The sequence below is a fragment of the Corynebacterium sp. KPL2895 genome (assembly GCF_040225815.1).
In the GTDB taxonomy this organism is placed as follows: Bacteria; Actinomycetota; Actinomycetes; order Mycobacteriales; family Mycobacteriaceae; genus Corynebacterium; species Corynebacterium rhinophilum.
The window spans coordinates 11,879-37,049 of the sequence record NZ_JBEHFY010000002.1 but is presented as its reverse complement, the minus strand read 5'-3'; the positions used below and the strand labels follow the sequence as shown (position 1 = coordinate 37,049).

General features: G+C 57.5%; 27 protein-coding genes and 1 tRNA gene. 10 read left to right on the top strand and 18 right to left on the bottom strand.

The genetic code is table 11. The features are described from left to right. Nucleotides 1-47 precede the first annotated feature (47 nt). From glpX to ABRP95_RS01150, 5 genes are all read left to right on the top strand, one after another. On the top strand, nt 48-1,061 hold the full coding sequence (gene glpX / locus ABRP95_RS01170; RefSeq protein WP_284769941.1) for a class II fructose-bisphosphatase: 1,014 nt from the start codon (nt 48-50) through the stop codon (nt 1,059-1,061). Nucleotides 1,062-1,169: 108 nt separating this feature from the next. Then, nucleotides 1,170-2,570, top strand: a complete 1,401-nt coding sequence (locus tag ABRP95_RS01165) for a class II fumarate hydratase (RefSeq protein ID WP_349838813.1) — start codon at nt 1,170-1,172, stop codon at nt 2,568-2,570. 220 nt (nt 2,571-2,790) lie between these two features. After that, entirely contained in the window at nt 2,791-3,414 is a 624-nt protein-coding gene (locus tag ABRP95_RS01160; protein ID WP_284609610.1) for a TetR/AcrR family transcriptional regulator, read from the top strand. Next, nucleotides 3,408-4,976: an MDR family MFS transporter gene (locus ABRP95_RS01155; protein WP_284850336.1), complete on the top strand. Its 1,569-nt coding sequence runs from the start codon at nt 3,408-3,410 to the stop codon at nt 4,974-4,976. Before ABRP95_RS01160 ends, ABRP95_RS01155 begins: the two co-directional genes overlap by 7 nt. Then, nucleotides 4,976-5,269, top strand: a complete 294-nt coding sequence (locus ABRP95_RS01150) for a DUF2316 family protein (RefSeq protein ID WP_349838812.1) — start codon at nt 4,976-4,978, stop codon at nt 5,267-5,269. Before ABRP95_RS01155 ends, ABRP95_RS01150 begins: the two co-directional genes overlap by 1 nt. A gap of 128 nt (nt 5,270-5,397) precedes the next feature. On the opposite strand, the gene ABRP95_RS01145 is transcribed toward ABRP95_RS01150, so the two are convergent. The 4 genes from ABRP95_RS01145 to ABRP95_RS01130 all read right to left on the bottom strand — a co-directional run bounded on the left by ABRP95_RS01145 (nt 5,398) and on the right by ABRP95_RS01130 (nt 9,085). After that, nucleotides 5,398-5,976, bottom strand: coding sequence for a GNAT family N-acetyltransferase (locus tag ABRP95_RS01145; RefSeq protein ID WP_284769946.1), 579 nt, complete (start codon nt 5,974-5,976; stop codon nt 5,398-5,400). An 80-nt stretch (nt 5,977-6,056) separates the two neighbouring features. Next, nucleotides 6,057-7,421, bottom strand: a complete 1,365-nt coding sequence (phoH2, locus tag ABRP95_RS01140) for an RNA 5'-3' helicase PhoH2 (RefSeq protein ID WP_349838811.1) — start codon at nt 7,419-7,421, stop codon at nt 6,057-6,059. A gap of 235 nt (nt 7,422-7,656) precedes the next feature. After that, nucleotides 7,657-8,265, bottom strand: a complete 609-nt coding sequence (locus tag ABRP95_RS01135; RefSeq protein WP_284769948.1) for an LGFP repeat-containing protein — start codon at nt 8,263-8,265, stop codon at nt 7,657-7,659. A gap of 145 nt (nt 8,266-8,410) precedes the next feature. Beyond that, on the bottom strand, nt 8,411-9,085 hold the full coding sequence (locus ABRP95_RS01130; protein ID WP_296089939.1) for a LysR family transcriptional regulator substrate-binding protein: 675 nt from the start codon (nt 9,083-9,085) through the stop codon (nt 8,411-8,413). Nucleotides 9,086-9,120: 35 nt separating this feature from the next. Between ABRP95_RS01130 and ABRP95_RS01125 the strand changes: the two genes are divergently transcribed. After that, nucleotides 9,121-9,513 carry a DUF5997 family protein gene (locus tag ABRP95_RS01125; protein WP_296089941.1) on the top strand — a complete coding sequence of 131 codons (393 nt, stop codon included), beginning with the start codon at nt 9,121-9,123 and terminating at the stop codon, nt 9,511-9,513. Here ABRP95_RS01125 and glyA read toward each other — a convergent pair. After that, nucleotides 9,510-10,793: a serine hydroxymethyltransferase gene (glyA, locus tag ABRP95_RS01120; protein ID WP_284782456.1), complete on the bottom strand. Its 1,284-nt coding sequence runs from the start codon at nt 10,791-10,793 to the stop codon at nt 9,510-9,512. The genes ABRP95_RS01125 and glyA overlap by 4 nt on opposite strands. Before the next feature lie 119 nt (nt 10,794-10,912). Between glyA and coaA the strand changes: the two genes are divergently transcribed. Beyond that, nucleotides 10,913-11,839: a type I pantothenate kinase gene (gene coaA / locus ABRP95_RS01115; protein ID WP_284769949.1), complete on the top strand. Its 927-nt coding sequence runs from the start codon at nt 10,913-10,915 to the stop codon at nt 11,837-11,839. 3 nt (nt 11,840-11,842) lie between these two features. Here coaA and ABRP95_RS01110 read toward each other — a convergent pair whose 3' ends face one another. The 3 genes from ABRP95_RS01110 to mca are packed head-to-tail and all read right to left on the bottom strand — an operon-like array spanning nt 11,843 to nt 13,837. Next, nucleotides 11,843-12,613, bottom strand: coding sequence for an isoprenyl transferase (locus ABRP95_RS01110; RefSeq protein WP_349838810.1), 771 nt, complete (start codon nt 12,611-12,613; stop codon nt 11,843-11,845). Nucleotides 12,614-12,631: 18 nt separating this feature from the next. Next, a complete protein-coding gene (locus ABRP95_RS01105) occupies nt 12,632-12,943 on the bottom strand; it encodes a hypothetical protein (protein ID WP_005280029.1) in 312 nt (103 codons plus the stop codon). A 3-nt stretch (nt 12,944-12,946) separates the two neighbouring features. After that, on the bottom strand, nt 12,947-13,837 hold the full coding sequence (gene mca, locus ABRP95_RS01100) for a mycothiol conjugate amidase Mca (protein WP_349838809.1): 891 nt from the start codon (nt 13,835-13,837) through the stop codon (nt 12,947-12,949). A gap of 92 nt (nt 13,838-13,929) precedes the next feature. Here mca and ABRP95_RS01095 point away from each other — a divergent pair, with 92 nt between their 5' ends. The 3 genes from ABRP95_RS01095 (at nt 13,930) to ABRP95_RS01085 (ending at nt 15,371) form a co-directional block, all read left to right on the top strand. Then, nucleotides 13,930-14,400: a DUF4307 domain-containing protein gene (locus tag ABRP95_RS01095; RefSeq protein WP_349838808.1), complete on the top strand. Its 471-nt coding sequence runs from the start codon at nt 13,930-13,932 to the stop codon at nt 14,398-14,400. A gap of 120 nt (nt 14,401-14,520) precedes the next feature. Beyond that, on the top strand, nt 14,521-15,042 hold the full coding sequence (gene greA, locus ABRP95_RS01090) for a transcription elongation factor GreA (protein ID WP_284769952.1): 522 nt from the start codon (nt 14,521-14,523) through the stop codon (nt 15,040-15,042). A gap of 56 nt (nt 15,043-15,098) precedes the next feature. Then, nucleotides 15,099-15,371, top strand: coding sequence for a thiamine biosynthesis protein X (locus ABRP95_RS01085; RefSeq protein WP_349838807.1), 273 nt, complete (start codon nt 15,099-15,101; stop codon nt 15,369-15,371). Between the two features lie 56 nt (nt 15,372-15,427). Here the strand turns inward: ABRP95_RS01085 and ABRP95_RS01080 are convergent, their stop codons facing one another. From ABRP95_RS01080 to ABRP95_RS01035, 10 genes are all read right to left on the bottom strand, one after another. Next, the gene (locus tag ABRP95_RS01080; RefSeq protein ID WP_349838806.1) at nt 15,428-17,290 is read right to left on the bottom strand and encodes a hypothetical protein; all 1,863 of its coding nucleotides are present in this window, start codon (nt 17,288-17,290) and stop codon (nt 15,428-15,430) included. A 17-nt stretch (nt 17,291-17,307) separates the two neighbouring features. Beyond that, complete coding sequence (locus tag ABRP95_RS01075; protein ID WP_349838805.1) at nt 17,308-18,009, bottom strand: DUF3558 family protein; 702 nt, start codon at nt 18,007-18,009, stop codon at nt 17,308-17,310. A gap of 370 nt (nt 18,010-18,379) precedes the next feature. After that, entirely contained in the window at nt 18,380-19,147 is a 768-nt protein-coding gene (locus ABRP95_RS01070) for a Bax inhibitor-1/YccA family protein (RefSeq protein ID WP_284769956.1), read from the bottom strand. A gap of 741 nt (nt 19,148-19,888) precedes the next feature. Next, nucleotides 19,889-19,962: transfer RNA gene (locus ABRP95_RS01065), tRNA-Leu, on the bottom strand. 41 nt (nt 19,963-20,003) lie between these two features. Then, the gene (locus ABRP95_RS01060) at nt 20,004-20,969 is read right to left on the bottom strand and encodes a Ppx/GppA phosphatase family protein (protein ID WP_349838804.1); all 966 of its coding nucleotides are present in this window, start codon (nt 20,967-20,969) and stop codon (nt 20,004-20,006) included. Nucleotides 20,970-20,978: 9 nt separating this feature from the next. Then, on the bottom strand, nt 20,979-21,527 hold the full coding sequence (locus ABRP95_RS01055; RefSeq protein WP_349838803.1) for a DUF501 domain-containing protein: 549 nt from the start codon (nt 21,525-21,527) through the stop codon (nt 20,979-20,981). Between the two features lie 8 nt (nt 21,528-21,535). Then, nucleotides 21,536-22,096: a septum formation initiator family protein gene (locus ABRP95_RS01050; protein ID WP_284782441.1), complete on the bottom strand. Its 561-nt coding sequence runs from the start codon at nt 22,094-22,096 to the stop codon at nt 21,536-21,538. Nucleotides 22,097-22,330: 234 nt separating this feature from the next. Beyond that, on the bottom strand, nt 22,331-23,608 hold the full coding sequence (gene eno, locus ABRP95_RS01045; RefSeq protein ID WP_284769960.1) for a phosphopyruvate hydratase: 1,278 nt from the start codon (nt 23,606-23,608) through the stop codon (nt 22,331-22,333). A 92-nt stretch (nt 23,609-23,700) separates the two neighbouring features. Further along, nucleotides 23,701-24,462, bottom strand: a complete 762-nt coding sequence (locus ABRP95_RS01040) for a lytic transglycosylase domain-containing protein (RefSeq protein ID WP_284851587.1) — start codon at nt 24,460-24,462, stop codon at nt 23,701-23,703. A 90-nt stretch (nt 24,463-24,552) separates the two neighbouring features. Further along, complete coding sequence (locus tag ABRP95_RS01035) at nt 24,553-25,143, bottom strand: MazG nucleotide pyrophosphohydrolase domain-containing protein (RefSeq protein ID WP_349838802.1); 591 nt, start codon at nt 25,141-25,143, stop codon at nt 24,553-24,555. Nucleotides 25,144-25,171: the final 28 nt, after the last annotated feature.

The window sequence follows — 25,171 nt, the reverse complement described above, 5'->3', positions numbered from 1 at the left end:
TGGGAATTACCCCCACGGTGAGAAAACATGGAAGGCAACCACTACACATGTCCGAAAATACTTCTTATTTGCCCGACCGTAACTTGGCCATGGAGCTGGTGCGCGTGACCGAAGCCGCCGCCTTGGCCTCTGGCCGCTGGGTTGGTCGTGGCATGAAGAATGAGGGCGATGGCGCGGCAGTCGATGCCATGCGCAAGCTGATTAACTCCGTGGCAATGAAGGGCGTTGTTGTCATTGGTGAGGGCGAAAAGGATGAGGCCCCGATGCTCTTCAACGGCGAAGAGGTCGGCACCGGCGAGGGCGCGGCGATGGACATTGCCGTGGACCCCGTGGATGGCACGCGGCTGATGGCCGAGGGCCGCCCCAATGCCATTTCCGTAATCGCCGCTGCAGAGCGCGGCACCATGTATGACCCATCCGCAGTCTTCTACATGGAAAAGATCGCCGTTGGACCTGAAGCCGTCGGATCCATCGATATCAACCAGTCCGTGCAGTGGAATATCGAATCTGTTGCCAAGGCAAAGGGCCTGCGCACCGCCGATATCACCGTGGTGGTATTGGACCGTCCGCGCCACGATAAGCTCATCCAAGAGATCCGTGAGGCAGGCGCCAAGGTACGCCTCATCATGGACGGCGATGTGGCGGGTGCCATCGCCACCTGCCAGGATTCCAATTCCATCGACATGATGATGGGCATCGGCGGTACCCCTGAGGGCATCATCACCGCCTGCGCCATGCGGTGCATGGGTGGCGAAATCCAGGGCAAGCTGTGGCCAAAGGATGAAGAGGAAGCAGAAAAGGCCCGCGCCGCCGGCCACGACTTGGACAAGGTCTTAGGCACCAATGACTTGGTCTCCTCCAAGAACTGCTACTTCGCTGCCACCGGCGTGACCAACGGCGACATGCTGCGAGGTGTCTCCTACCGCAATAATGGCGCCTCCACCCGTTCGCTGGTCATGCGTTCCAAGTCCGGCACCATCCGCTACGTCGATTCCTTCCACAAGCTGGCAAAGCTGCAGGAATACTCCGTCGTGGACTACTCGGACCCCACCAAGAACTAAACCTCACCCCCAAATGGCGGGGCGGGCTCGGGCTTTTCGTGCTCTAGTTTTTAGCTTTTCGCCATACTGGGGGTAGACGCACACAATCAATTAACCGAGGTGATTTTCATGACCGAATACCGTACCGAACATGACACTATGGGCGAGGTTAAAGTTCCCGCTGATGCCCTGTGGCGCGCACAGACCCAGCGCGCGGTAGACAACTTCCCCATCTCCGGCCGCGGCCTAGAAGATGCGCAAATCCGCGCACTCGGCCTGCTCAAGGCGGCATGCGCACAGGTCAACAAGGACTCCGGCAGCCTAGATGCGGAAAAGGCAGACGCCATTATCGCCGCTGCGAAGGAAATCGCGGAAGGCAAGCACAACGATGCCTTCCCCATCGATGTGTTCCAGACCGGCTCCGGTACCTCCTCCAATATGAACACCAACGAGGTCATCGCCTCCTTGGCACAGAAGCAGGGCGTAGAGGTTCACCCGAACGATGACGTCAACATGGGCCAGTCCTCCAATGACACCTTCCCCACCGCTACCCACGTGGCGGCCACGGAAGCAGCCGTCAATGACCTCATTCCGGGCCTGAAGGTGCTGCACGAGTCCCTGACCAAGAAGGCGAAGGAATTCGCGGACGTTGTCAAGGCCGGCCGCACCCACCTCATGGACGCCACCCCCATCACCCTGGGCCAGGAGTTCAGCGGCTACGCCCGCCAGGTGGAGCTCGGCATCGAGCGCATCGAGGCTACCCTCCCGCGCTTGGGCGAACTCGCCATCGGTGGTACCGCCACCGGCACCGGCCTGAACACCTCCGCTGAATTCGGTGGCAAGGTGACCGAGGAGCTCAAGAAGCTCACCGGCGTTGAGAACCTGAAGGAAGCTGAAAACCACTTCGAGGCACAGGCTAACCGCGACGGCCTTGTAGAGTTCTCCGGAGCCATGCGCTCGGTGGCTGTATCCTTCAACAAGATTGCCAATGACCTGCGCATGCTGGGCTCCGGCCCGCTGACCGGCCTGGCAGAAATCCACCTGAAGGACCTGCAGCCTGGTTCTTCCATCATGCCGGGCAAGGTCAACCCGGTTATCCCTGAGGCAGTCACCATGGTGGCCGGCCAGGTTGTGGGCAATGACGCAGCCGTTGCCTTCGGCGGCGCGCAGGGCCAGTTCGAGCTCAACGTCTTCATCCCAATGATGGCGCGCAACGTGCTCGAGTCCGCTCGCCTGCTGGCTAACTCCGCCCGCGTCTTTGCCGAGAAGTGCGTCGACCACATCGAGGCCAACGAGGAGCGTATGAAGCACTTCGCGGAGTCCTCCACTTCCATCGTGACCCCGCTGAACTCCGCCATCGGCTACGAGAACGCCGCCAAAGCCGCAAAGCACGCCCTCAATGAGAAGATCACAGTCCGCCAGGCCGTTATTGACTTGGGCTTTGTTGACGGCGAGAACCTCACTGAGGAAGAGCTGGACAAGCGCTTGGACGTATTGAGCATGACCAACCGCGAGCGCGACAATATTTAATCTAGTCCGCGTTTAGCGCTACGACCCCCGCTCGGAAATCGCCTCTGAGCGGGGGTTTTCGCATGCCTCGACGCGCTTGCCAGGCATGGCAAGCGCGGGTAAAGAAAGGGGCATCGGCAAGCGTATGCTGTGACCTACAACATAGATTCGGCGTACACATCTACAAAATCACCCATTTTGCACTTGGTGCAAGTTTGCACCGAGTGTAAAGTTGCATTCTGTGCAAGAAGAACTATCACTACGCGAGCAGAAACGCCTAGAAACGCGGCTACGCATCGAAGATGCTGCCACCGAGTTGGTGGACAAGCATTCCTTTGGCGAGGTCACTATTGAAGAGATCTGCGAACTAGCCGGTATTTCTCGGCGCACATTTTTTAATTATTTCGATTCGAAGGAATCCGCCGTGCTTGGGGCGCCAAGCGCTGACTTCACCGCGGAAATGCGCGAGTATTTCCTCCACGAGCCCACCACCAACATCATGGAGCTCGTCCTTAACCTGGTTGAGCAGCACATGGAGGGCCATCACGTTAATCCCACGATTCGGGAGAGACGCAAGCGCATTGCTAATGACCCAGAGGCGGCCGCCGCCTCCATTAGCCGCAAGCGGGCGAAATCCATCGAGCTTATTGGGCTCATTGAGGAGCGCCTTGACCGGGAACCGGAACTGCGCGTCCTCGAGGGTCATTCCACGGCAACGGAGGCCATGGTCATCGCCGGTGTGGTCCGCGAGGCCCTCTGGCTTTCCATCGCCGCCCCCGATAGCGATTGCAGCGACGCCCTGAGTTCGCGTCTGAATGATTCACTGATGTTGATTAATGATGTTATGAAAGGAATCCGATGGTAGATACAGCCGAAAAGGCTCCTGCGCAGGGCCAGTCGCGGGCGGATAACCTGGGGCTCATTTTCTCTGCGCTGGTGCTCACCATGTTGATGAGCTCCCTGGGCCAGATGATTTTCTCTTCCGCTTTGCCAACGATTGTTGGTGAGCTTGGCGGCGTTGACCACATGAGCTGGGTAATTTCCGCATTCCTGGTCACCATGACCATCGCCATGCCGATTTCCGGCAAGCTGGGTGACATGCTGGGCCGCAAGTGGCTCTACATTGGCGGCATCGCCGTCTTCGTCGTGGGCTCCGCCATCGGCGGTTTCGCCGATTCCATGACAGTTCTCATCATCGCCCGCGCCGTGCAAGGCTTCGGCGCCGGGTTTATGATGATCTCCTCGCAGTCCATCATCGCCGAGGTCACCTCCTCCCGCGAGCGTGGCAAGTTCATGGGCATCATGGGCGGCGTCTTCGGCCTGTCCTCCGTCCTCGGCCCCGTCTTGGGTGGCTGGTTTACTGATGGCCCTGGCTGGCGTTGGGGCATGTGGATGAATATTCCACTCGGCCTGCTGGCCATGGTGGTCTGCATCTTGGTGCTCAACCTGCGCGTGGGCCAGGCCGATATGAAGCGCTTTGACTGGCTCGGTGCCACCTTCATCGCCATTACTACCGCTTCCCTTATCCTCATGACCACTTGGGGCGGCACCGAGTACGACTGGGATTCCACCATGATCCTCACTCTCGGCGCCATTACCCTCGTCGGCGCGATCATTACCACCATCGTGGAATTGCGGGCTGCCGAACCGCTTATCCCGGTTCGCCTCTTCAAGAACCGCAACATGGCCCTGACTACCCTATCCGGCGTCATCTTGGGCCTGGCCATGTTCGGGGTGCTGGGCTATATGCCCACCTACCTGCAAATGGTCCACACCCTCTCACCCACCAACGCAGGCCTGATGATGATTCCGATGATGATTGGCCTTATCGGCACCTCCACCGGCGTCGGTTTCATCATCGCCCGCACCGGCCGCTACAAAATCTACCCCGTTATCGGCTTGGCCATTACCGCCGGTGCACTCTTTTGGATGTCCCGCTTGTCGGTAGACACATCGCTCACGCAACTCGGCTTCGAGTTCCTCGCCTTCGGCATCGGCCTGGGCATGGTCATGCAGGTGCTCGTTCTCATCGTCCAGAACTCCTTCCCGCTCTCCCAGGTGGGTACGGCAACCGCGGCGAATAACTTCTTCCGCCAGATCGGTTCTGCCCTAGGTGCTTCCTTGGTCGGTTCCATGTTCATTAACAACATGCAGGATGAGATGGCCAACCGCCTGCCGCAGGCCATCCAGCAGCTGGGACCTGAGGGCGCGGCCTATGCCGAGAAGTTTGGCAATGGCGAGGGCAATGCCAATAGCCTGACCCCGGACTTGGTGTCTTCCCTGCCAGAGCCGCTCAGGCAGGCAGTATTAAATTCCTATAATGACGGACTCACCCCGGTCATCGCGCTGATGGTCCCGCTCGTCATCGTCGCCCTCTTGGTCCTGCTTCCCCTGCGTGAAGAGCGCCTGAAGGAGACGATCGATTAATGTCGCTCAACCCCGCAGAAACCGCCGCCACCAGTAGGGAGCTCCATGCGCTGCGCGGTAGCCTGCCGCTTGCCGATGCCCCCATCAACTCCTCCCTCGGCTACCAGGCTGGCGGCCTCGCGGAGGTGCTCGATATTGAGGCAAGCCCCATCGAGGTATGGCGCACCCGCGATTACCTCGTGGCCTTGGCAGAGCGCCAAGGCATCGAGGTGCCGGCGTTTAGCCGCCTGAGCGATTTCATGCGCCCACAGGCACAGAAGTGGTTTGGGCGCTGGGAGGTACCCGCAGTCTAGGAGCGCTCTATTCTCCCCAACTGGTTGATCGCCTAGCTTGGGACAACAAATAAAGGCCGTAGCGCCGCCAGGATGATTTATTCCCCCGGCAGCGCTACGGCCTTCGTGACGAAAAGGCTGAGTGCCCTTTAACTGTTCTTTTCCTCCGGCTTGGGAAGCAGGAGCTCGTAGACATCGGTATCGCGCCACTGACCGGCCAACTCACCATAGGTCATCTTGGCCATGTGTGAGTAGGTGCCGACCTTTTCAAAACCGCGGGACTTGTGAAGGCCCGCAGAACCTTCATTTTCCGGGAAGATCCAAGAGTGGATGGCCCACTTGTGCAGGTCCTTGCACACTTCAATGAGGCAATCGAGCAAGGCTCCTGCAATGCCACGGCCTTGGGCATCAGATCCCAAGTAAATGGAATCCTCCACGACGCCGTGGAAGACGGTGCGCGAGGAAATCGGGGCGGCCGATACCCACCCCAATACCTTGGAATCATCGTCCGCCTCAACGGCTACGTGCACCGAGGCCATGATCTTGGAGCTCGTAAACTCCTCGTAGGTCAAGGATCGGGTTTCATAGGTGGCATGGCCGGTTTGCAGGCCCTGCTCGTAGATGTCCCGCATCTGCGGGTAATCGGCCGAAGTGAAGGGCCGAATACGGAAATCCTTTTTCTTATCGTCCGCAGACGTCTTCTTGGCGTTCTCGCTCATAAGCACCATTATTACTGGTCTTGGGTGATTTTTCTATAAAGAATTCATTAAATTCGCTGTCTGCGAAATCGCTTTCATCCGGCCCCCACTTAGTCGTTGCCTTCTAATAGATCGGTTACCAGTTCCGCAATGGCGGAGCGCTCCGAACGCTTAAGGGTAATGTGCGAGAAGAGCTCGTGGCCCTTGAGCTTTTCGATGACCGCCTGTACCCCATCGTGGCGGCCCACCCGCAGGTTATCGCGCTGGGCAACGTCGTGGGTGAGCACTACTCGCGAGCCTTCCCCCAAGCGCGAGAGCACGGTGAGCAAAACATTGCGCTCCAATGACTGCGCCTCGTCCACGATAACGAAGGCATCGTGCAGGGACCGGCCGCGGATATGGGTCAGTGGCAGGACCTCGATGAGCCCACGCTGATGAATCTCTTCTAGGACGTTGTCAGAGACTAGGCCTTCCAAGGTGTCATAGACCGCTTGAGCCCATGGGTTCATCTTCTCTGATTCAGAGCCCGGCAGGTACCCCAGCGACTGTCCGCCGACGGCATACATGGGCCGGAAGACCACAATGCGGCGGTGCTCCCCGCGTTCCAAGACAGCCTCCAAGCCAGCGCACAATGCCAGCGCTGATTTACCAGTACCGGCCCTACCGCCGATGGAAACGATGCCAACCTCCGGATCCAGCAGCAGATCCAAGGCAATGCGTTGTTCCGCCGAACGCCCCTGCACGCCGAAGGCATTGCGATCGCCGCGCACCAAGCGCACCGCCCCGTCCGGCATGATACGCCCCAAGGCAGATTGCGCGCCGGCAATCAAGGTGATGCCGCAGTGCACCGGCAAGTCTTCAACCGGGGTGTCATCGTCCGTGACAGCCCCGTCTAGCAGCACTTCCCCATCGCTGTAGAGGGCGTCGATGACATCTGTGGTGGAATAGGCGGTGGCCATACCGGAGTACCCAGTCAAAATGACGTCTTGGGCGTGGTATTCATCGGCCTGCACGCCCACGGCGCCGGCCTTGACGCGCAGCGGTACGTCTTTGGTGACCAAGACCGTGTCCTTGCCCTCGTGCGCCAGGTTCAAGGTGCAGGCCAAGATGCGGTGGTCCCCTTCCGGCCCGCGGAATGCGGCCGGCAAGAGCGACTGGTCTTGGTGGTTAAGCTCTACCCGCAAAGTTCCGCCAGCTACATTTACCGGAACGGGTTGGTCGAGCGCCTCATAGGTAGCGCGCAGCTCTTCCAAAAAGCGAAGAGCTTGGCGGGCGAACCAACCAAGCTCCGGGTGATGACGTTTTCCTTCTAATTCAGAGATAACCACGACGGGAAGGACGACCTCGTGTTCAGCGAATTTTCGCAACGCCCACGGGTCAGATAATAAAACCGAAGTATCGAGGACATAGGTCTTGGTGGCGATGTCATTATCGGTGGTGCCTGGTGGAGTAGAAAGTACAGAGGGGCGAGTCATGGTGGCAGGAATCTTCCTTTGTGAAACGGTAGAAAGCTGTTCTTCCTTGTCTGTCCCCCAATACCGCTAGTGCTGCGATCTCTTGGGGGCTGCCACCCAACCTAAGCACCCAAGGTTGAAATCACATGGGTGGAAGATGAACTTTAAGAAAACGACAAATCCCTGCGGAACAACCCGCAGGGAAAGTGTCGAGAGTGTTCGGCGTGCCGCTTATGCGGGCGCCGAATTTTAGCCTTTAGGCCTCGATATCAGCCTTGAATTGGCCGTCTTCACCCTCAGTCCAGGAGATGGTGCCGTTGCTAAACTCTTGGGTCCAGCCGTTCGCCTCAGTTGCGTCAGCCTCTGGCTTGGTAGGCAGGCCAACGGAAGAGTCGAGGCCACCCTCGTTTACCCAGGTTTCAGCAATCTTGCCGATGACCGGCTGTGCACCAGTCTCCTCAGAGTAGACCAGGTGCTTGCCGCCCTCGAAGGTAGCCAAGGTGCCCTTATCGGAGGACTCTACGCTCTGCACGTCGCCCCACTCTGCCTGCTTTTCCTCGATGGCGGCTGCAAGGTCAGCGGGAACTTCTTCCTCGCCATTTGCAGTAGTGACGGTCTGGGTATCGCCCTTGGCGCCCTCTGCATTATCGTCCTTGGAGCCAGTTGCCTCTGCGGCAGCGGAACCTGCGGCGTCGGTGGCATCGGCTGCGGCAGAGCCGGCAGCATCCGATGCGTCTGCGGCTACGGAGCCAGCGGTATCCTTGGCGTCATCAACGGTATCCTCTGCGTCCGAGCATGCAACGAGAGCAACGGAGAGGGTTGCGGCCGCGAAGCCACCTGCAATACGACGAGTAATCTTGCGCATTTCTAAATCTACCTTTCGCTTTTCAGCCGAAAAATTAGTTCACTGTAGTTTTCAGCCGCCATTGTGGCGAGCGCAACCAACCGTATAGCGATCTGCACTGCCGCACCACTGTGTGCACCGGGGATTGAGCGGATCAGCTTTCAGTTTATCGCCGTTTGCGCTGCTTAGGACGCTTCTTCTGCTTTTGTAACGGATTGTTAACAATCCTTCGAGACTGTTTGGCTTTAGCTTTTTCGCGGGCTGTGCGTTTCGGTTTTTCCTGCCTGGAGGAACGGGCGGTGCGGCCCTTAGCGATGCCCACAAAGTCCTGGATGGCCTCGCCATCCTCCGCCTTTCTCCAGACCAACGCAATTTCGGTGACCGGCACCTCGTTATCCTTCAGCGCGAGCGGGACCACCTGTTTCTTGCTGAGGATTTTTAATAGCGGCAGCGGTGCGATGGCGATCCCCACATTGGCTGCAACCACCTGCAGGGCTTCGCGTACGGCGGCGATATCGACCTCACCGGCATCGGTGAGGCGGTAGTTGAGGTGCTCATCGGAGACATCGGCAAGCGTCAGCGCCTCGCCCACCTCCGCATAGACTGAGTCCTTTGGAACCGCAATGCCTGGCGCCTCCTCATAGAGGCGGACCACATGGAAGGAGTCATCCACGCGCGCATCCGGCAGGCGAGTTAGCGCCACATCCACGTGACCGGCGAGCACTTCCGCTATGCTGTCATCCGCATCAATGGTGGATAAACCGCCGTGCGCAGTATTGTCCTGAAATCTCTGAAACCATTTTCCAGGTTGTGTACCGGTAACAAAGGCTAAGCGCAGCATGGAGCACAGTCTACTGAAAGTGCTACGGTTAAACCGTGAGTGAACAACATAACCAACAGCAACCGTCCGGTACCGCAATGCGCGCGCAGACCGCCGCTAAAAAGCTGAATATCTATCTGCCCGCCGCGCCCGAAGAATTTCAAAATAGCGCGGTAAGCCACGAAGAACTGCGCGAATTGCAGCACAATCCCCCACAGTGGCTGCAAACGCTGCGCCGCGAAGGCCCCCACCCCCGGCAGGAAGTTGCCCACAAGCTGGGCATTTCTGTCACCGCATTAAAGAAGAATGACATGGATAAGCCGCTGACCACTGCGGAAATCAGCGAGCTTTTGGAAAAACAGCCGGAGTGGCTGCAGCAAGCCCGCGCCACGCTGGCGCAGGCTCGCGGGCACGACGTCAACGAGGACGCCGCAGAGGATAAGGACTAAACCAGCTTCCAGTCCTCGAGGCCTTCATACAGCGGGTAGTGCTCGGCGATTTTATCGACGCGACGGCGAAGTGCCTCAACATCGGCGCTATTGCCCTGTGCCAAAGCGGTGCCGATGACATCGGCAACCTCGGTGAAGGCTTCCGCATCAAGGCCGCGGGTGGCCAGGGCGGAGGTGCCGATGCGCAGGCCCGAGGTGACCATCGGCGGGCGAGGATCGTTCGGGACCGCATTGCGGTTGACGGTGATTCCTACTTGGTGCAGCAGGTCTTCTGCCTGCTGACCATCGAGCTGCGAATTGCGCAGATCAACCAGGACGAGGTGGACATCAGTGCCACCGGACACAACGTCCACGCCAGCTGCCTGCGTATCTTCCGCCAAGAGGCGATCAGCCAGAATGCGCGCACCTTCAAGGGTGCGCTCCTGGCGCTCCTTGAATTCCTCGCTGGCCGCAATCTTCATAGAAATAGCCTTTGCAGCCACCGCGTGCATCAGCGGTCCGCCCTGTTGGCCTGGGAAGACATTGGAGTTCAGCTTCTTTGCGTATTCCTGCTTGGCCAAGATCATGCCGGATCGCGGACCGCCCAGGGTCTTGTGCACGGTGGTGGAGACGATATCGGCGTGCTCCACTGGGTTCGGGTGCAGGCCTGCGGCAACCAGACCCGCGAAGTGGGCCATGTCAACCCACAGGTAAGCGCCCACCTCATCGGCAATCTCGCGGAAGGCCGCGAAATCCAGGGTGCGCGGGTACGCGGACCAACCGCCGATGATGACCTTTGGCTTCTCCTTTAGCGCCTGTTCGCGCAGCTTATCCATGTCCACGCGCATGGTCTCTGGGTCCACACCATACGCCGCGACATCGTAAAGCTTGCCGGAGAAGTTCAACTTCATCCCGTGGGTCAGGTGTCCACCATGCGCCAAGGACAGGCCGAGGATCTTATCGCCCGGTTCCGCGATGCTGGCCAGGACTGCGGCATTAGCCTGCGCGCCGGAGTGTGGCTGCACGTTGGCAAATTCCGCGTTGAAGAGCGCCTTCGCACGGTCGCGGGCGAGATCCTCAACAATATCGACGTGCTCACAGCCGCCGTAGTAACGACGCCCTGGGTATCCCTCGGCGTACTTATTGGTCAGGACAGAACCTTGTGCCTGCAAGACGGCGCGCGGCACGAAGTTTTCAGAAGCGATCATTTCTAGAGTTTCGCGCTGGCGGGAAATTTCTCCCTGGATAGCGCCGAAAACATCGGGGTCAAGATCGCGCAGGTCAGTATTGAAAGAAGCCATATAAGACTAGTCCTCTTCTCGGTAGGAAGCAGTATGAACTATTACATATCATAACCTTTCGGCTACCTTACAGGGGGCAAATTTTTAATTCCCTTATCATCGCGTGCGACAATTAAGCTATGGCGCGCAACCTGGATTCAAGCCCCTACCTCGACTTTGACCGTGAAACCTGGCGTGATCTTCGCAAATCCATGCCACAGGTGTTGACAGAAAACGAACTAGAAGAGCTACGCGGCATCGGCGATCGCATTGATTTGGACGAGGTGGCAGACGTCTACCTCCCCCTCTCCCGTCTTATCCACATGCAGGTCACCGCCCGGCAACAACTCACCGCCGCCACCGAAGCCTTCTTGGGCAACCCTCCCACGCACGTGCCTTTCGTCATCGGCGTAGGCGGTTCCGTTGCCGTTGGTAAATCCACCACCGCCCGCCTCCTCCAAGTGCTCCTACAGCGCTGGGACTCTCACCCGAAGGTGGACCTGGTGACCACGGACGGGTTTCTCTTTCCCACCCAAACGCTTAAAGACCGCGGACTGATGAAGCGCAAGGGTTTCCCCGAATCCTACGACCGCCGCGCACTTATGCGCTTTGTTACCGACGTCAAATCCGGAAAACCCGTGGTTAAAGCGCCGCTGTATTCGCATATCACCTATGACATCGTCAAAGATCGCTATCAAGAGGTCAACCAGCCGGATATCTTAATCTTGGAAGGCCTCAACGTCCTCCAAACCAGCCCCACCTTAACCATCGCGGATCTTTTTGATTTCTCCGTCTATGTCGATGCCCGCACGGACGATATTGAGCAGTGGTACATCGACCGCTTCCTCACGCTGCGCCACACCGAATTCCGCAGGCCCAATGCTCACTTCGCTGCTTATGCCGATATGAACGATGAGCAGGCGCGCGCCCAAGCCCGCGAGATTTGGCAATCCATTAACCTGCCAAATTTGGTGGAAAATATCCTGCCCACCCGCGTGCGCGCATCCCTGGTATTGAAGAAGGGCTCGCATCACCTCGTCGAAAAGGTGCGGATGCGAAAAATCTAGCCGCTATTTGCCAAAGCGGCGCGAACGCTGCGAATAATCACGCAGCGCGCGCAGGAAATCTACCTTCCGGAACGCCGGCCAATAGGTATCAGTGAACCAGATCTCTGAATAGGCTGCTTGCCACAGGAGGAATCCGGAGAGTCGCTGCTCACCGGAGGTGCGGATCACCAAATCCGGGTCCGGCAGGCCCTTGGTATAAAGGTGTTCCGTAATCGAATCCGCGGTGACTCGGTCCGCCATCTCGGCCGCGCTCGTGCCCTTTTCGGCCTCGCTGCGCATCAGCTTCTGAACGGCATCGACGATTTCTTGGCGCCCACCGTAGCCCACGGCCACATTGACGATGACGCCTTGGTTATCCTTGGTTTCCTCAGCGGCGTCAACCATGCGCTGGGTTACCGGCGCGGGCAATAAATCTAAGTTACCCACAAGGCGCACCTGGCAATCCAGATCCCCCTGGGACAAATGCGTGACCACATCAGAGATGATGTCAAAAAGCAGCTGCACTTCCTGCTGGCTGCGCTTCAAGTTCTCCGTGGACAAGAGGTAGATGGTGACTACCTCAATATCGGTATCACGGCACCACGCGATCATCTCCCCAATTTTCTTCGCCCCCTGGCGGTGACCGTGGCTGATATCCGTAAAACCGGCTTCCCGCGCCCAGCGGCGGTTGCCGTCAGCCATGATCGCCACGTGCTTCGGCTGCGGTCTGCCCTTGATAAGCCGCACGAGGCGTGCTTCATACAAGGGGTACATCAGCCGCTTGAGAAAAGTCACGTTGATTACTCCAGCCGGCTAGAAAATCGACTTCTTGCGGTTATCGTAAAGGCCAGCTTCCTTGAGCGCCGCATCCACTGCCTCTTCGTCGAATGGATCGATTCCGTGGTCTTCAGCGAACATGGTACGCCGACGGAAGCGCGAAAAGCGACGGTGGAAATTCCAACCCGCTACCAGCACGGCAACGCCCAAGATGGCCAAGATAAGCAGCCCGATGGGCGAGGCTTTACCAAACTCGGGTCCCATCGGCCCGCCCTCTGCACCTTCTGTGCCTTGCGCAAGAACAGTGACATCGTGCGCAGCCAAGAAAAGGGAGTCATAGACGCTCATGCTTTAAGTCTCCTCGTTCTTTTCAATGCCCACAAATAAATCATTTTCTGGCAGCGAGGTCGATACCCTGGTCTTGGCTAATTCAAACTCCTCCGTTGGCCACAAGCGCTGTTGGACCTCCACGGAGGTAGCCAAGAATGCGCCCGCAGGATCGATCTGCGTCGCGTGCGCCCGCAGCGCATCATCACGGTTTTGGAAGTACTCAGCGCACTCCACCTGCGTGGTAACGCGGGCCATAATATCGCCGAAAGCCGTGTCCCAACGCGCCAGCATAGGACCGTACGGGCTGGACTTTCCCTCCTCAAGGAGAAGATCGTGGAACATCTTCATACGCTGGTACACAAAGCCATGCGAATAGTACAGCTTCAGCGGCTCGAAGGGCTCGCCCAGTTCTGGGTGGTAAGAGGCGTCACCGGCCTTTTCCCACGCAATCATGGAGGCTCGGTGAACCATGAGGTGGTCTGGGTGCGGGTAGCCGCCATTTTCGTCATAGGTAATGATGACCTGCGGGCGGAATGAACGGATAACGCGCACCATTTCCTGGGCCGCTGCATCATCGCCCATCAGGGCAAAGCAGCCTTCCGGCAAGAGATCTTCCATGCTCTTGCCTTCCTCAGGATCTGGCAGGCCAGAATCAACGTGACCTAACCACTGGTGTTGGACCCCAAGCGCGCGGGCTGCCTTAGCCATTTCCTCGCGGCGTACCTCAGCCATGTTTTCCTTAACACCAGGACGGTCCATAGCCGGATTAATAATGTCACCGCGTTCACCACCGGTGCAGGTCAGCACCATTACATCCGCACCTTCTGCAGCGTAACGGGCCGTTGTCGCAGCACCCTTGGAGGATTCATCATCCGGGTGTGCGTGGATTGCTAGGAGGCGAAAGTCGCTCACTGAAAATCCATCCCCTTTAAAACTAGCTTTTAGAACAGACCACTATCTTAGTAGATAATGGGAAAATGGTACTCCTCGGTTAAAGTAGGGCTATGACTTCCGCCGGAAATTCTCGCTCCGCCGCGCGCTACGGCTCGTGCGATAAATCACAAAAGAACTCTGGTAGCTGGACAAATAAGGCGCTGGTGTTGATTTTCGCCGCCATGCTCGTCACCCTTCTCTACTACGGCTTCCAGTATTTTCGGGAAAAAGAATCCGTCAATGCTCAGATTTCTATGGTCACCCAAGAGGTGCTGAGCGATGACACCACGCGCGTCTGGGTCGACGTAACCCGCAATCACACCGATGAGGATGCATACTGCATCGTGCAGGCTTACGATTATTCCAAATCCGAGGTAGGTCGCCGCGAATTTGCCGTTCCCGCTGGCGGAAATGAGACGCATCGCATTGCCGTCGATGTCCCCACCAATGCCCGCGCCGTCGCCGGTGGAGTCTATGGTTGCTCCGGCAATATCCCGGATTACCTGGATATGGACAATCCCGACTACGCGGAAAGTCGCTAGCCCCATGTGCTAGGATTTGTACAGCCTAGAACTGGGCAATTGCCTGGTTGCATACTTAACTTCGGTCCCGCCATCATCGCAGGACTTTGACCACTATTCCACAGCACGGAAGGTTTTAGAATGGCTGAGCAGCAAAAGCAGTACATCACCCCAGAAACCAAGGCAAAGCTCGAGACCGAGCTGCAGGAACTCATCGATCACCGCCCAGAGGTGGCAGCGGAAATCAATGAGCGCCGCGAAGAGGGCGACCTGAAAGAAAACGCCGGCTACGACGCCGCCCGCGAGATGCAGGACCAGGAAGAGGCCCGCATCAAGCAGATTTCTGAGCTGCTGGCCAACTCCACCACCGAGCGTGGCACCATGCAGGAAGGCGTTGCCTACACCGGCAGCGTTGTTCACGTGTACTACAACGGCGACAAGAACGATAAGGAAACCTTCCTCATCGGTACCCGCGCTGCTGCGACCGATAACAAGGACCTAGAGACCTACTCCGAGCAGTCCCCACTGGGCGCCGCCATCATCGGTGCGCAGGAGGGTGAAACCCGCGAGTACTCCGCACCAAACGGAAAGACCATTTCGGTAACCATCGAATCGGCTGCCCCATACGATTCCGCCAAGGCCGCCACCCCGCGCGAATCCTAAATTCCTCCTCCCACCCCACTACCGCCTTCACTACTCTGGAGAAAGAGCACATCCCCATGAAGAAATTCTCCCGTTTCGCCACCGCTGGTTTAGTTTTTACCGCCGGCCTTTCCTTGGCCGCATGCCACCCGCCGAACGAACAGGATTCTGAATCCGGCAAGATCGACAACGCATCGACCTTCACCGGCGAGGCGCCGGCGCAGAAGAATGCTGAGACGTCTTCATCTGCTACCACCTCCGAACCCGGGGTGGATTCGGAGGGCCTGCAGAACGGGGTCGAGGAACCTGTGCAGCAGCCAAACGCCACCGCGACACAACTGCCGCAATAAAAGAAATGGGCTGAAGGATAGTATCCCTCAGCCTTTTTTCTTTCCCGATTCGCTGCCTAGGATTCTCGCGCCCAATTGCCGATGACCCCAGGCACAACAGCCGGTGGTTCTCCCAACAGATCTCGCTTATTAGGATCGCGCTCAACTTGAGTCGTTACTGCCTTCACCCGGTTCTTATCATTTCCCTGACCCCGGGTTCCCATCATTGGCGCAAAGGCTCGCATACCTGCTGCCGGCCTTGCGGCGCCAGATTTGGCACCGGTGCTATTGATGGCGCCTCCCCCGCGCACCACAGCTTCGCGCACAGCTCCCCTTTCAAGGTGTCCCCGGCTACCGTTACCACCGCTGCTATTGCCAGCAGATTCGCCTGCCCCGCGAGGAAGCGCGCCTCCCACACCGCGAGCGCCGACGCTCTCACCGGAGCCACCACGCAAAGCTGCTCCGCCGCGCGCAGCGGTTCCGTCAGCACCTAGTCCTAGAGCGGAATTTACGAGTGCACCCATGTTTCCGCCTACTCCAGAACCAGGCCTTCCACCCGTGCCCAAGGCCCCGCCGCCGAGCCCGGTCAGTGGATTGAATCCGCCACCGCGGAGCGCGCCAGGATTTCCACTTCCAGCTCGCCCGCCGAAGGTAGGAGTACCCGTGGCACTTGCAATTCCAGTTCCGGGACCTAACCCGGCCCCAGTGCCCATACCCGTAGCACCGGGCCCACCGCCAGCCATTGACGTAGAACCTAACTGACTATGCGGCGCCGTCGTCCCAGGAAGTGAGGCCCCACTGGTTGCGACATCGCGACCGCTGATATCCATTCCGTCGCCCACGCCTAGTTGGGAAAGAGCCTTTCTGCCGTCCGCATGCAATTGCTCTTGGAACGCAGCGGTTTCCTCTGGAGTCATGCCCACCGACTCCAAATCGTGGACCGTACCATTTGCCACGTCGAAGTTTCCCGGTCCCACATCACCGCGGGCAATAGCTTCCTGAATCGCGCGCGGCCACGCAACACTGTCGGTTCTATACTTCTGGCCATCGCCATCCACACCAGACAAACCGGCATCAATACCGCCCCCTCCGGAAGCTGGCGACTGTTCCATTAACGCATGCTGATTAGGCATTGCGTCGATGGCAAACCTTTGAAGATCCGGTTGGAGCTTTGCCAACGCCGCAGTCTCTGCGATTTTTCGCTCGGCAGGGTCAGGAATCTTCATAATATCCATCGCCATTGCCATTGCCGACGGCTGAATCATCATCAATCGCGAGTGGAAACCAGTGAGCTTTTCTCCCATTGCTTCGGCATTGGCCACAAAGTGCTTCCCCGAGGCCGCTACCTCTCGGATCTTCGCTGCCGCTCGCGACGTCGTTTCGCTGTCATTCTCGTTTTCCAACGATCCCGCGGCTTTTTCAAGCCCACTAACGATCTCCCGAACCTCGGAGCCTAAGGACTTCCACCGCGCATTAGCTTCGGATACGCTCCAAATCTGCGTAGACATCAAGTCCGTTGCCAGCTTAGTAATCGACGTGCCGACGTTAACTACAGGCGGAGTAAACATAAACGGGCTATACCCTGGCTCCGGCTGGTCCATAATCGGCATCGATTCAACGCCAATCTCACCGCCAGCGTCCGCGATATCCATCGCCCTACTATTTGCAGCTTCTTGGGCTTCAAAGCCTCGGGCTTCACGAGCAAGACTGTCGTAGAGCCAATCCAATTGCTCTGCAAAAGAGGTCAACGAATTACTTGCTGAACTAGGATCTGTTTCCAAAACCCTCTGATGGATCGATCCGACGTGATCGATCCCTCTAACTGGTGAAAAACTAGCATTCAGCGGCGAGCGCGTTTCTAGAACTGATTGTTTCAAGTTTTCACGCAATGATTCAGTTTTCATCGCAACTGAAGCAACGCTATCAAAATTGATTTTCATACTTCCCCCGATTGATTTTATTGAAGTTTTTTCAAAATTTCTCTAGCCTGTGAGCACTTCTTTTGATACGAATCACTCAAATCAGTTCCTGAATGACTGACCTGCAAATAACCCCGATTGGTCAGCAATTCTACCGTGCAAAATATACCCTTGAAATCACTACTTTCAATAACTATTCCTAATGAGGAATCACCTTCACTATTCTTTGCTTCATTATTACTTGCAGAAGTAAGAGTACTAGTAAAGCCAATCACCCCACTATTGCGTTGATTGGATCCAGCTTTGAATGTACAAAAAGCATAACCAGATTTCCGTTCTTGATTACCCACAGGTAAACCGATTCCTGCAGCCTCCAGCCTGTCCTGTGGAATCTCCGTACATGGGTCGAATAACTCGAAATCTGGATCAGCTGGATCAAATTCTCCCGGCGGCGGTAGTACCCCGGAATCCCCATCTGCCTTGGCGCCGGTCTCCCCCCGAAGACCGGCGCCAGCACTCGTGTCCTCGCCTTTGGAGTGTTCCGAATCCCCCGCATTGTCTTCCACGTCATCCCCCTGGTTTCCGTTGGCATCACCCGCGCCATCGACCGAACTAGTGCCATCAGCTTCTGCCGTCATCGCGGCATCTTCTGACGCGCTCCTCGAGCCGACTTCCGCAACGCAGCCACTCAGCGCGACCGAGCTGACTACCAGCGCTGCTACGGTTGCCTGACGTTTCACAACAATCCTTCGGTTACTCCTTCTAGACGAGCTGGAACGAGGAGAAAATAGAGGAGAGAACTCTCTACCTTCCGGTTTCCCGTTCCCGCCACATAGCATGCATGAATCGCGTAAAAATTTCTTGCCGAGCCCGCAATTTAATCACTATTTAACTATTTCATTTATCTCACACACCACATTTATAACTTTCCAAATGGTGAAATTTGCTGCTCATTAGCTGTCTTAAGCCTGAATGTCCTCTCCTACCCGCTTAAAGGCTAAAGAACGACTTAATACCCCCTGAATTACCCCAATAATTACAGGCCTGTAAGCCAAACGCGGACACAAAAATGGCCCGCACCGTAGTGCGGGCCGGAAGCATGAAAAAGACTTAGTTGCGCTGAACGTAGCTCAACAGGCGAAGAATTTCGGTGTAGAGCCAGACCAAGGTCACGGCCAAACCGAGGGCAACGCCCCATGCCTGCTTGGCAGGAGCACCAGCACGGATAAGGCGATCTGCTTGGTCAAAGTCGGTCAGGAAGGACAGCGCAGCCAAGACAATGCAGACCAGGGAGAAGATGATGGCGAGGGGGCCACCATCGCGCAGTGGGTTGAAATCGAAGAACAGGGCACCCAAAAAGTTTGCAAGAGCCATGACCGCGACACCTGCAATGAGGCCGACCAAAATCTTGGTGAACTTTGGAGTGACCTTTACTGCACCAGTCTTGTAGACAATGAGCATACCGATGAATACGCCGATGGTACCGACGATTGCCTGGCCAATCAGCGCCATGCCATTAGAACCACCGATGGTGCTATTAGCGAATACGAAGGAGAAGCCACCAACGAAGAAGCCCTCGAATACCGCATAGATTAGGGTTGCGGCCGGTGAACCCCACTTCCGACCAAAGGAAGCCACAAGTACGGTAATGAATCCGCCGATGCCGCCGACCAGCATAAGCATCATGGCGGTGCCAGGGTTCATGGTGCCCAAGTAGAAGTTGATAGCAGCGGCCACGATAATGATGCCGAGGGTAATTCCCGTCTTGGTGACGACGTCATCCACGGTCATGGGGCGAGGGGCTTCGCCCGCGTAGCTGGGGTTCTGCTGCTGGCTACTTTCAGTCAGCGAGGTCATAACCGGATTGCTTGAACGCACGGTTGTCCTTTCTCAGTGATGTACAAATCATCTTTCTCATGTAGATCAACGTCATCACGCCCCACAAAGTTCCTCATTTGGAATAATTTGTTCAAGATTCTCGGAAATTTATTGCTGGACCGGTCCCTCCGCTGACGTATCCCGAGTTTTGTTGCTAGAAACTTGCTCTCACGCCTTATGAGCCGCGGGAAAGAGCCTCGATATAAGAAGGCCAACAGATTGCAAAGGAACATCTGACTATGAGACGACTAACTATGGCGAACGACCCCCGCCAGGACGTTACCGACCTTGATTCCTGCTGCCCTTTTATCGAGTCTTCGGCGCCCATCACCTGCAGTCAGGTACACCGAGGATTCACTATCCGTAGCTTCGATATAAGCTTAAAAAGGTACCTACTTCATGAGCTAATCCTCAAGTACCTAGACAGTCATACTTCGGTCGAGATTAAAGGAACATCTTGCGATTTACACTCATATCCACCAGCACAGCAATCATCATGACGCTGGCGGGAGCTAGCGCGTTTTTCATCCCAGCATTCATTGCAGTCGGAATTGCTATCGACAGCAACAACCGGAAAAACCGTGCAGCCTAGCGTCCTTGACGCAGATACAGGCAAAGAGCTGCGGACCGGCGGGGACTGCACTGATCGTATCGGCGTACGCTACGCGGCGTGGCTCAATTACTGAGCCATACGAAAAGTCTCGAGACACCATAGGAACGATGTCTCGAGACTTCACAGCGTGCCCCCAGTGGGACTCGAACCCACACTGAATCGATTTTAAGTCGACTGCCTCTGCCGATTGGGCTATGGGGGCGGGGCGCAAGGAATAGTGTAGGACACTATTCCTAAAAAGAGTTAATGAGGGGTAGATTCACTAACCAGACCTGCAATGATGCCGTCTAGGATGTCTTTTTCACTGATGAAAAAGCTGCGCGCATCACTAGTGCGCTCGATAAGCTGCATGATTCCCTCAACTGCTACTGCCCCACCGCCGATGACATCGGCGCGGCCTGGGTGAATGACCGGATTGAGGGCGCGTTCCTCCGAGGGAATGCTGACGAGCTGCTTGAGCAGCACCCGCAGGGCATCGAAACGCAGCTCCGAGCCATGGATCGCATCGGCATCATAGCGCTCTAGGCCCTGTGCCAAGGCGGATAGCGTGGTGAACGTGCCGGCACAGCCCACAATGGTGCGCGCCTTGGACATGGGGACGATCTTTTCTACCTCGCCCATGCGCTCTGCTACGTATTCAGAGGCGATTTCAACCTCTGATTCCGTGGGCGGGTCGGTGCGCATGATGCGTTCTGTCAGGCGCACACAGCCCATGTACGCAGAGTGCGAACCTAAAATCTCTTCATCCGCGGTGCCCACGACAAATTCGGTAGAACCGCCGCCCAAGTCAATGACGCAGAAGGGGCCGCGGTCAGGCTCCATATCGGCTACCGCGCCGTTGAAGGACAGGAGTGCTTCTTCTTCGCCGGAGATAACCTCCGCCTTGGCACCGGATTCAATCTGGCCCAAAAGTTCAGCAGTCATATCGAAAAATTCCTGCTGGTTCTTTGCATCGCGGGTGGCACTGGTTGCCACCATGCGCACGCGGGTGACCTTCTCGAACTTCATCTGGCGCACATAGCCTTCCAAGGCCACGCGGGCGCGCTCTAAGGCATCGGACGCGATTTCACCCGTTGCATCCACGCCTTGGCCCAGGCGAATGATTTCCATGGTGCGGGTGATATCGCGCACCTTGCCGTCTTCATCAATCTCAGAAATGAGCAGACGAATGGAATTGGTACCGCAGTCAATTGCTGCCACGCGAGTCATGTCTTACTCCTATTCCGCGTTGGAAAAATCGAACTCCGCCAGGTCAATGCCCAGCTCTTCCACCGTGGGCCAAGCCTGTGGAATCGCCGTACCGCGCAGCTTACCGTGGTCGGCCGCCATGGCCACGGCCTCGGTGCCGAGACAGAAGTGTTGAGGGCCTTCGGCAAGCGCATAGGCAATGAGCACGTGCAGGCACTTCACTCGCTCCGGCATGCCGCCGCCGGAAAAGTCCGTGCCCAGGTCCTCAATCTCATTGCGCTTGGCTAAGAAATGCTCGTGGGCCTGGTGATAGTCCGCGGCGAGCTCCTTGTCCTCGGCCAGGCGGGACTCCATCCACTTCATTACGTGGGCGACCTCCAACCGTGAGGCCTCTGCGGTCAATCGGGGATCGGTGAGGTAATACAGCGTGGGAAATGGGGTGCCATCCGGCAACTTGGGAGAGGTTTTAATCACGGCCGGTTGGCCGTCCGGCGTGCGGAAGGATACCTCCAGCACGCCGCGTGGGGTGCGGCCCAATTGCTTGGAGACGATGGCTAAATCTGCATCAGTGACGGTCATGCGAACAATTATCGCATATCGCCGCTTTCCTCAGGCGCTGGCTCGATCGGCAGGTGCTGCGACTCGCCCGCTGGGGCCTCTTCTTCCGGCGGCTGCGCCACCGAATCCCACAGCACCTCAAACCACGGGCGCGAATCTTTCTGCGCCTGACTATCGGTAGTGACCTGGTTATCGGGCTGAATATTAGGATCGAGGATGCGGTACGCGGTCTCGCCCTGCTCTACCACGCCGAAGCGCCGCCGGGCTTCCTGCTTGATATAGTCCTCGGATTTATATTTATCGATCTCTTCTAACAGGGCGTCTTTTTCATCCTGCTTCGCCGCAATCGATTCATTAAGCCGGGCGATTTCAGAGCGGCCGTGGTAGTAATTGCGCAGCGGCACCGCGATGATGACGAGCACCACCAGCACAAAAACGACGATGACGGTCATGCCAACGATGCTCATGCGATCGGGCTTACGGTTCTTCTTTTCCTGCGCCCGCTGGGATTTGCGGATATCCGCAGCACGCGAGGCCACCGGAACCCTGGTGCGGCTCCGGCGGCGCTCCGTCTTCTTCTCACGTGCCATAGGATTACTATCCTAGCGCCGCCACACCAGTAACACGGGCGTGGCACGCGCGGAAATTCACCAACTTTCTCAGGCGGTTTCAGCGCTCGGAACATGTGCTGCGCAATAGGCTTTTCGTGGCCACACTGCGCAGAAAATAGTGGCACAACGAGGAAGTCCCCGCCACACCTTCCCGGGGTGCCGCGGGGACTAACTTTCTAACGGAGTCCAGCTTCTAGGCTAGATCCCAAGGCCTTAAGCGTTGAAGCGTGGGAAGGCGGAACGGCCGGCGTAGACGGCGGCATCGCCAAGCTCCTGCTCAATGCGCAGCAGCTGGTTGTACTTAGCCACGCGCTCGGAGCGGGCCGGGGCACCGGTCTTGATCTGGCCGCAGTTAAGGGCGACAGCCAAGTCCGCAATGGTGGTGTCCTCGGTCTCGCCGGAGCGGTGGGACATCATGGTGCGGTAGCCGTTGCGGTGCGCGAGCTCTACGGCATCGAAGGTCTCGGTCAAGGTACCAATCTGGTTAACCTTTACCAGCAGCGCGTTGGCTGCCTTCTTGTCGATGCCCTCCTGCAGGCGAGCCGGGTTGGTGACGAAGAAGTCATCGCCGACGATCTGGACCTTATCGCCAATGGCGGCGGTCAGGGTGGTGTAGCCTTCCCAGTCATCTTCCTGCAGCGGGTCCTCGATGGAAACGATAGGGTACTCGTTGATGAGCTCCTCGTAGACCTTGGACATCTCCTCGGCGGTGTGCTCGCCGCCTTCGAAGTGGTACTTACCGTCCTCGTAGAACTCGGAGGAAGCAACGTCAAGGGCCAAGGCAACGTCCTTGCCCGGCTCGAATCCTGCTTTCTTGATGGCCTCAACGATGACGTCGAGCGCAGCGCGGGTGGAATCAACGGAAGGAGCAAAGCCGCCCTCATCGCCCAAACCGGTGGACAGGCCCTTGTCCTTCAGCACGGCCTTCAGGGAGTGGTACACGCCAGCACCAACGCTGAGCGCCTCGGTAAAGGTCTCTGCGCCGATGGGAGCAATCATGAACTCCTGCACGTCCACGCCAGAGTCAGCGTGGGAGCCGCCGTTCAGGATGTTCATCATGGGAACGGGAAGAACGTGAGCGTTTGGGCCGCCGATGTAGCGGTAGAGCGGCAGCGCGGCGGACTCGGCCGCGGCCTTAGCGGTAGCGATGGAAACACCGAGGATGGCATTGGCGCCGAGGCGGGACTTATTATCCGTGCCGTCCAGCTTGATGAGCGCCTGGTCAATGAGGCGCTGGTCATCGGCTTCGAGGCCAGCGATTTCATCGCCGATTTCCTCGTTGATGTTCTCTACGGCCTTCTGCACACCCTTGCCCAGGTAGCGGTCGCCGCCGTCGCGCAGCTCGTGCGCCTCGTGCACACCGGTCGATGCACCGGAAGGAACGCCGGCAACGCCGTGGGCGCCGTCCTCCAAGAAGACCTCGGCCTCTACGGTCGGGTTACCGCGGGAATCCAGAATCTCGCGTCCAAATGCGTGGATGATACCAGCCATGCTGTAACTCACTCCTTATAGATGATGTTCGTCGCTGAGCCACTTAGTTCAGTTACACGCCCAATTGTTCCAGAAAACCGCCACGCGTGAGGCTACCGAGCCGGTTGTGGTACCGAGTAGGCATTGGCCGCGTGGGCTACCTTGTCCAGATATTCCCTGGACTGGTTGTAATTTAAGATGGCCTCTTCCCACTGATCCGGGTCACTGAGATCCCTATCACCAAAGCACAAGAGGTTCGCCGCGCCCAGGGCGGCATCGTCGATCTGGTTCGGGTCGGCCTTGCCATCGCCATTGGCATCGCCGCCCACGGACTCCCACGAGGTGGGGATGAACTGCAATGGCCCCACCGCGCGGTCAAATTCCGTATCCCCGTCGATTTCGCCGTTATCGGTATCCGGGGTGTGCGCGGTGTTATTAGAGCCATCCAGGGTAATGCCGACGATCGGCGGCTGCGGGTAGCCGTTGTCATCCAACTTGGAGGACTTAAACCAGTTGCCGTTATAGGTACCGTGCCGGGTTTCTACAAAGCCCAGACCCGCAAGGGTATTCCACCGCAAATTGCAGCCCGGGTGCTGCTGCCGTGCGATAAGTTCCGCGTTGCCATAGGCGCGCAGCGCTTGCGGCGGAATATCGGTCGTTTCTGCCAAATCCGATGCCCAGTGCGTTAGCTTATCGGCCGTGCGTCCCGGCGCGTTGACATCGATATTTGCCACCTCTTTTCCACCCACGGGCGGGGTGGCATTGGGAACCGAAGAATCATCGGCGGAATTTGACACAAATAGCCCCATTACCAGCGCAATGATGATTACTACGGCTAGTCCGCAGCCCCCGATTGTTCGCAGCAGCCTGTTCATGAGTAGCCATCCTACTAAGTGAAATTCACCCCGCCGGATAACTACACGCGCCCGCCAAGCGTAAAAGTCCCTGAGACTTTGACGTCGCTTTCACACCCGCGATTTCCCCTCCGCCCAGAGGCGGTTTTGTTCTTCTACGCCTACTATGTCCGCCGTTCCGTCAAAGAGATATGGCGCGCGGGAGCGCATCTTGCGCACGAAGCTGTCGGCGACATCGTCTAGCGAGAAAGTGGAAATCTCGGCGTGAAAAAGCACCTGCAGGAAGATATCCCCTAGCTCTTTGAGCAAATCCTCCTCGGGCGCGCGCTGGCGCACGGCCGCCGCAAATTCGCCTGCCTCCTCTTCTAAGTACGGCAGGAGGGATTCATGGGTCTGTTCGCGTTCCCATTCGCCGATGCGGCGGGCCGTTGCCATAGCGCTTCGCGCCTGCATCACGGGATCGTCAAGCGACTCAGCCCTAATGACCTGCTCGCCGGTGGCAATGCGCGCCTGGGTTTCTGGATCGTGTTCATCGGTGGTCACCAAGGTGCCGGTGGCATCATCGCCGCTTAAGAGATCCGAAAAATTCCACCGCACTGATACCGGCACTTCCCCGGTGAACTGAACGGGTCCGTATAACCTGCCATAGGCGCGCATGGGAATCATGGTGGGCCAGCGTTCATCGAGCAACAGGACTGTCATAGCTACAAAGTCTATCCCGTGTATTTTC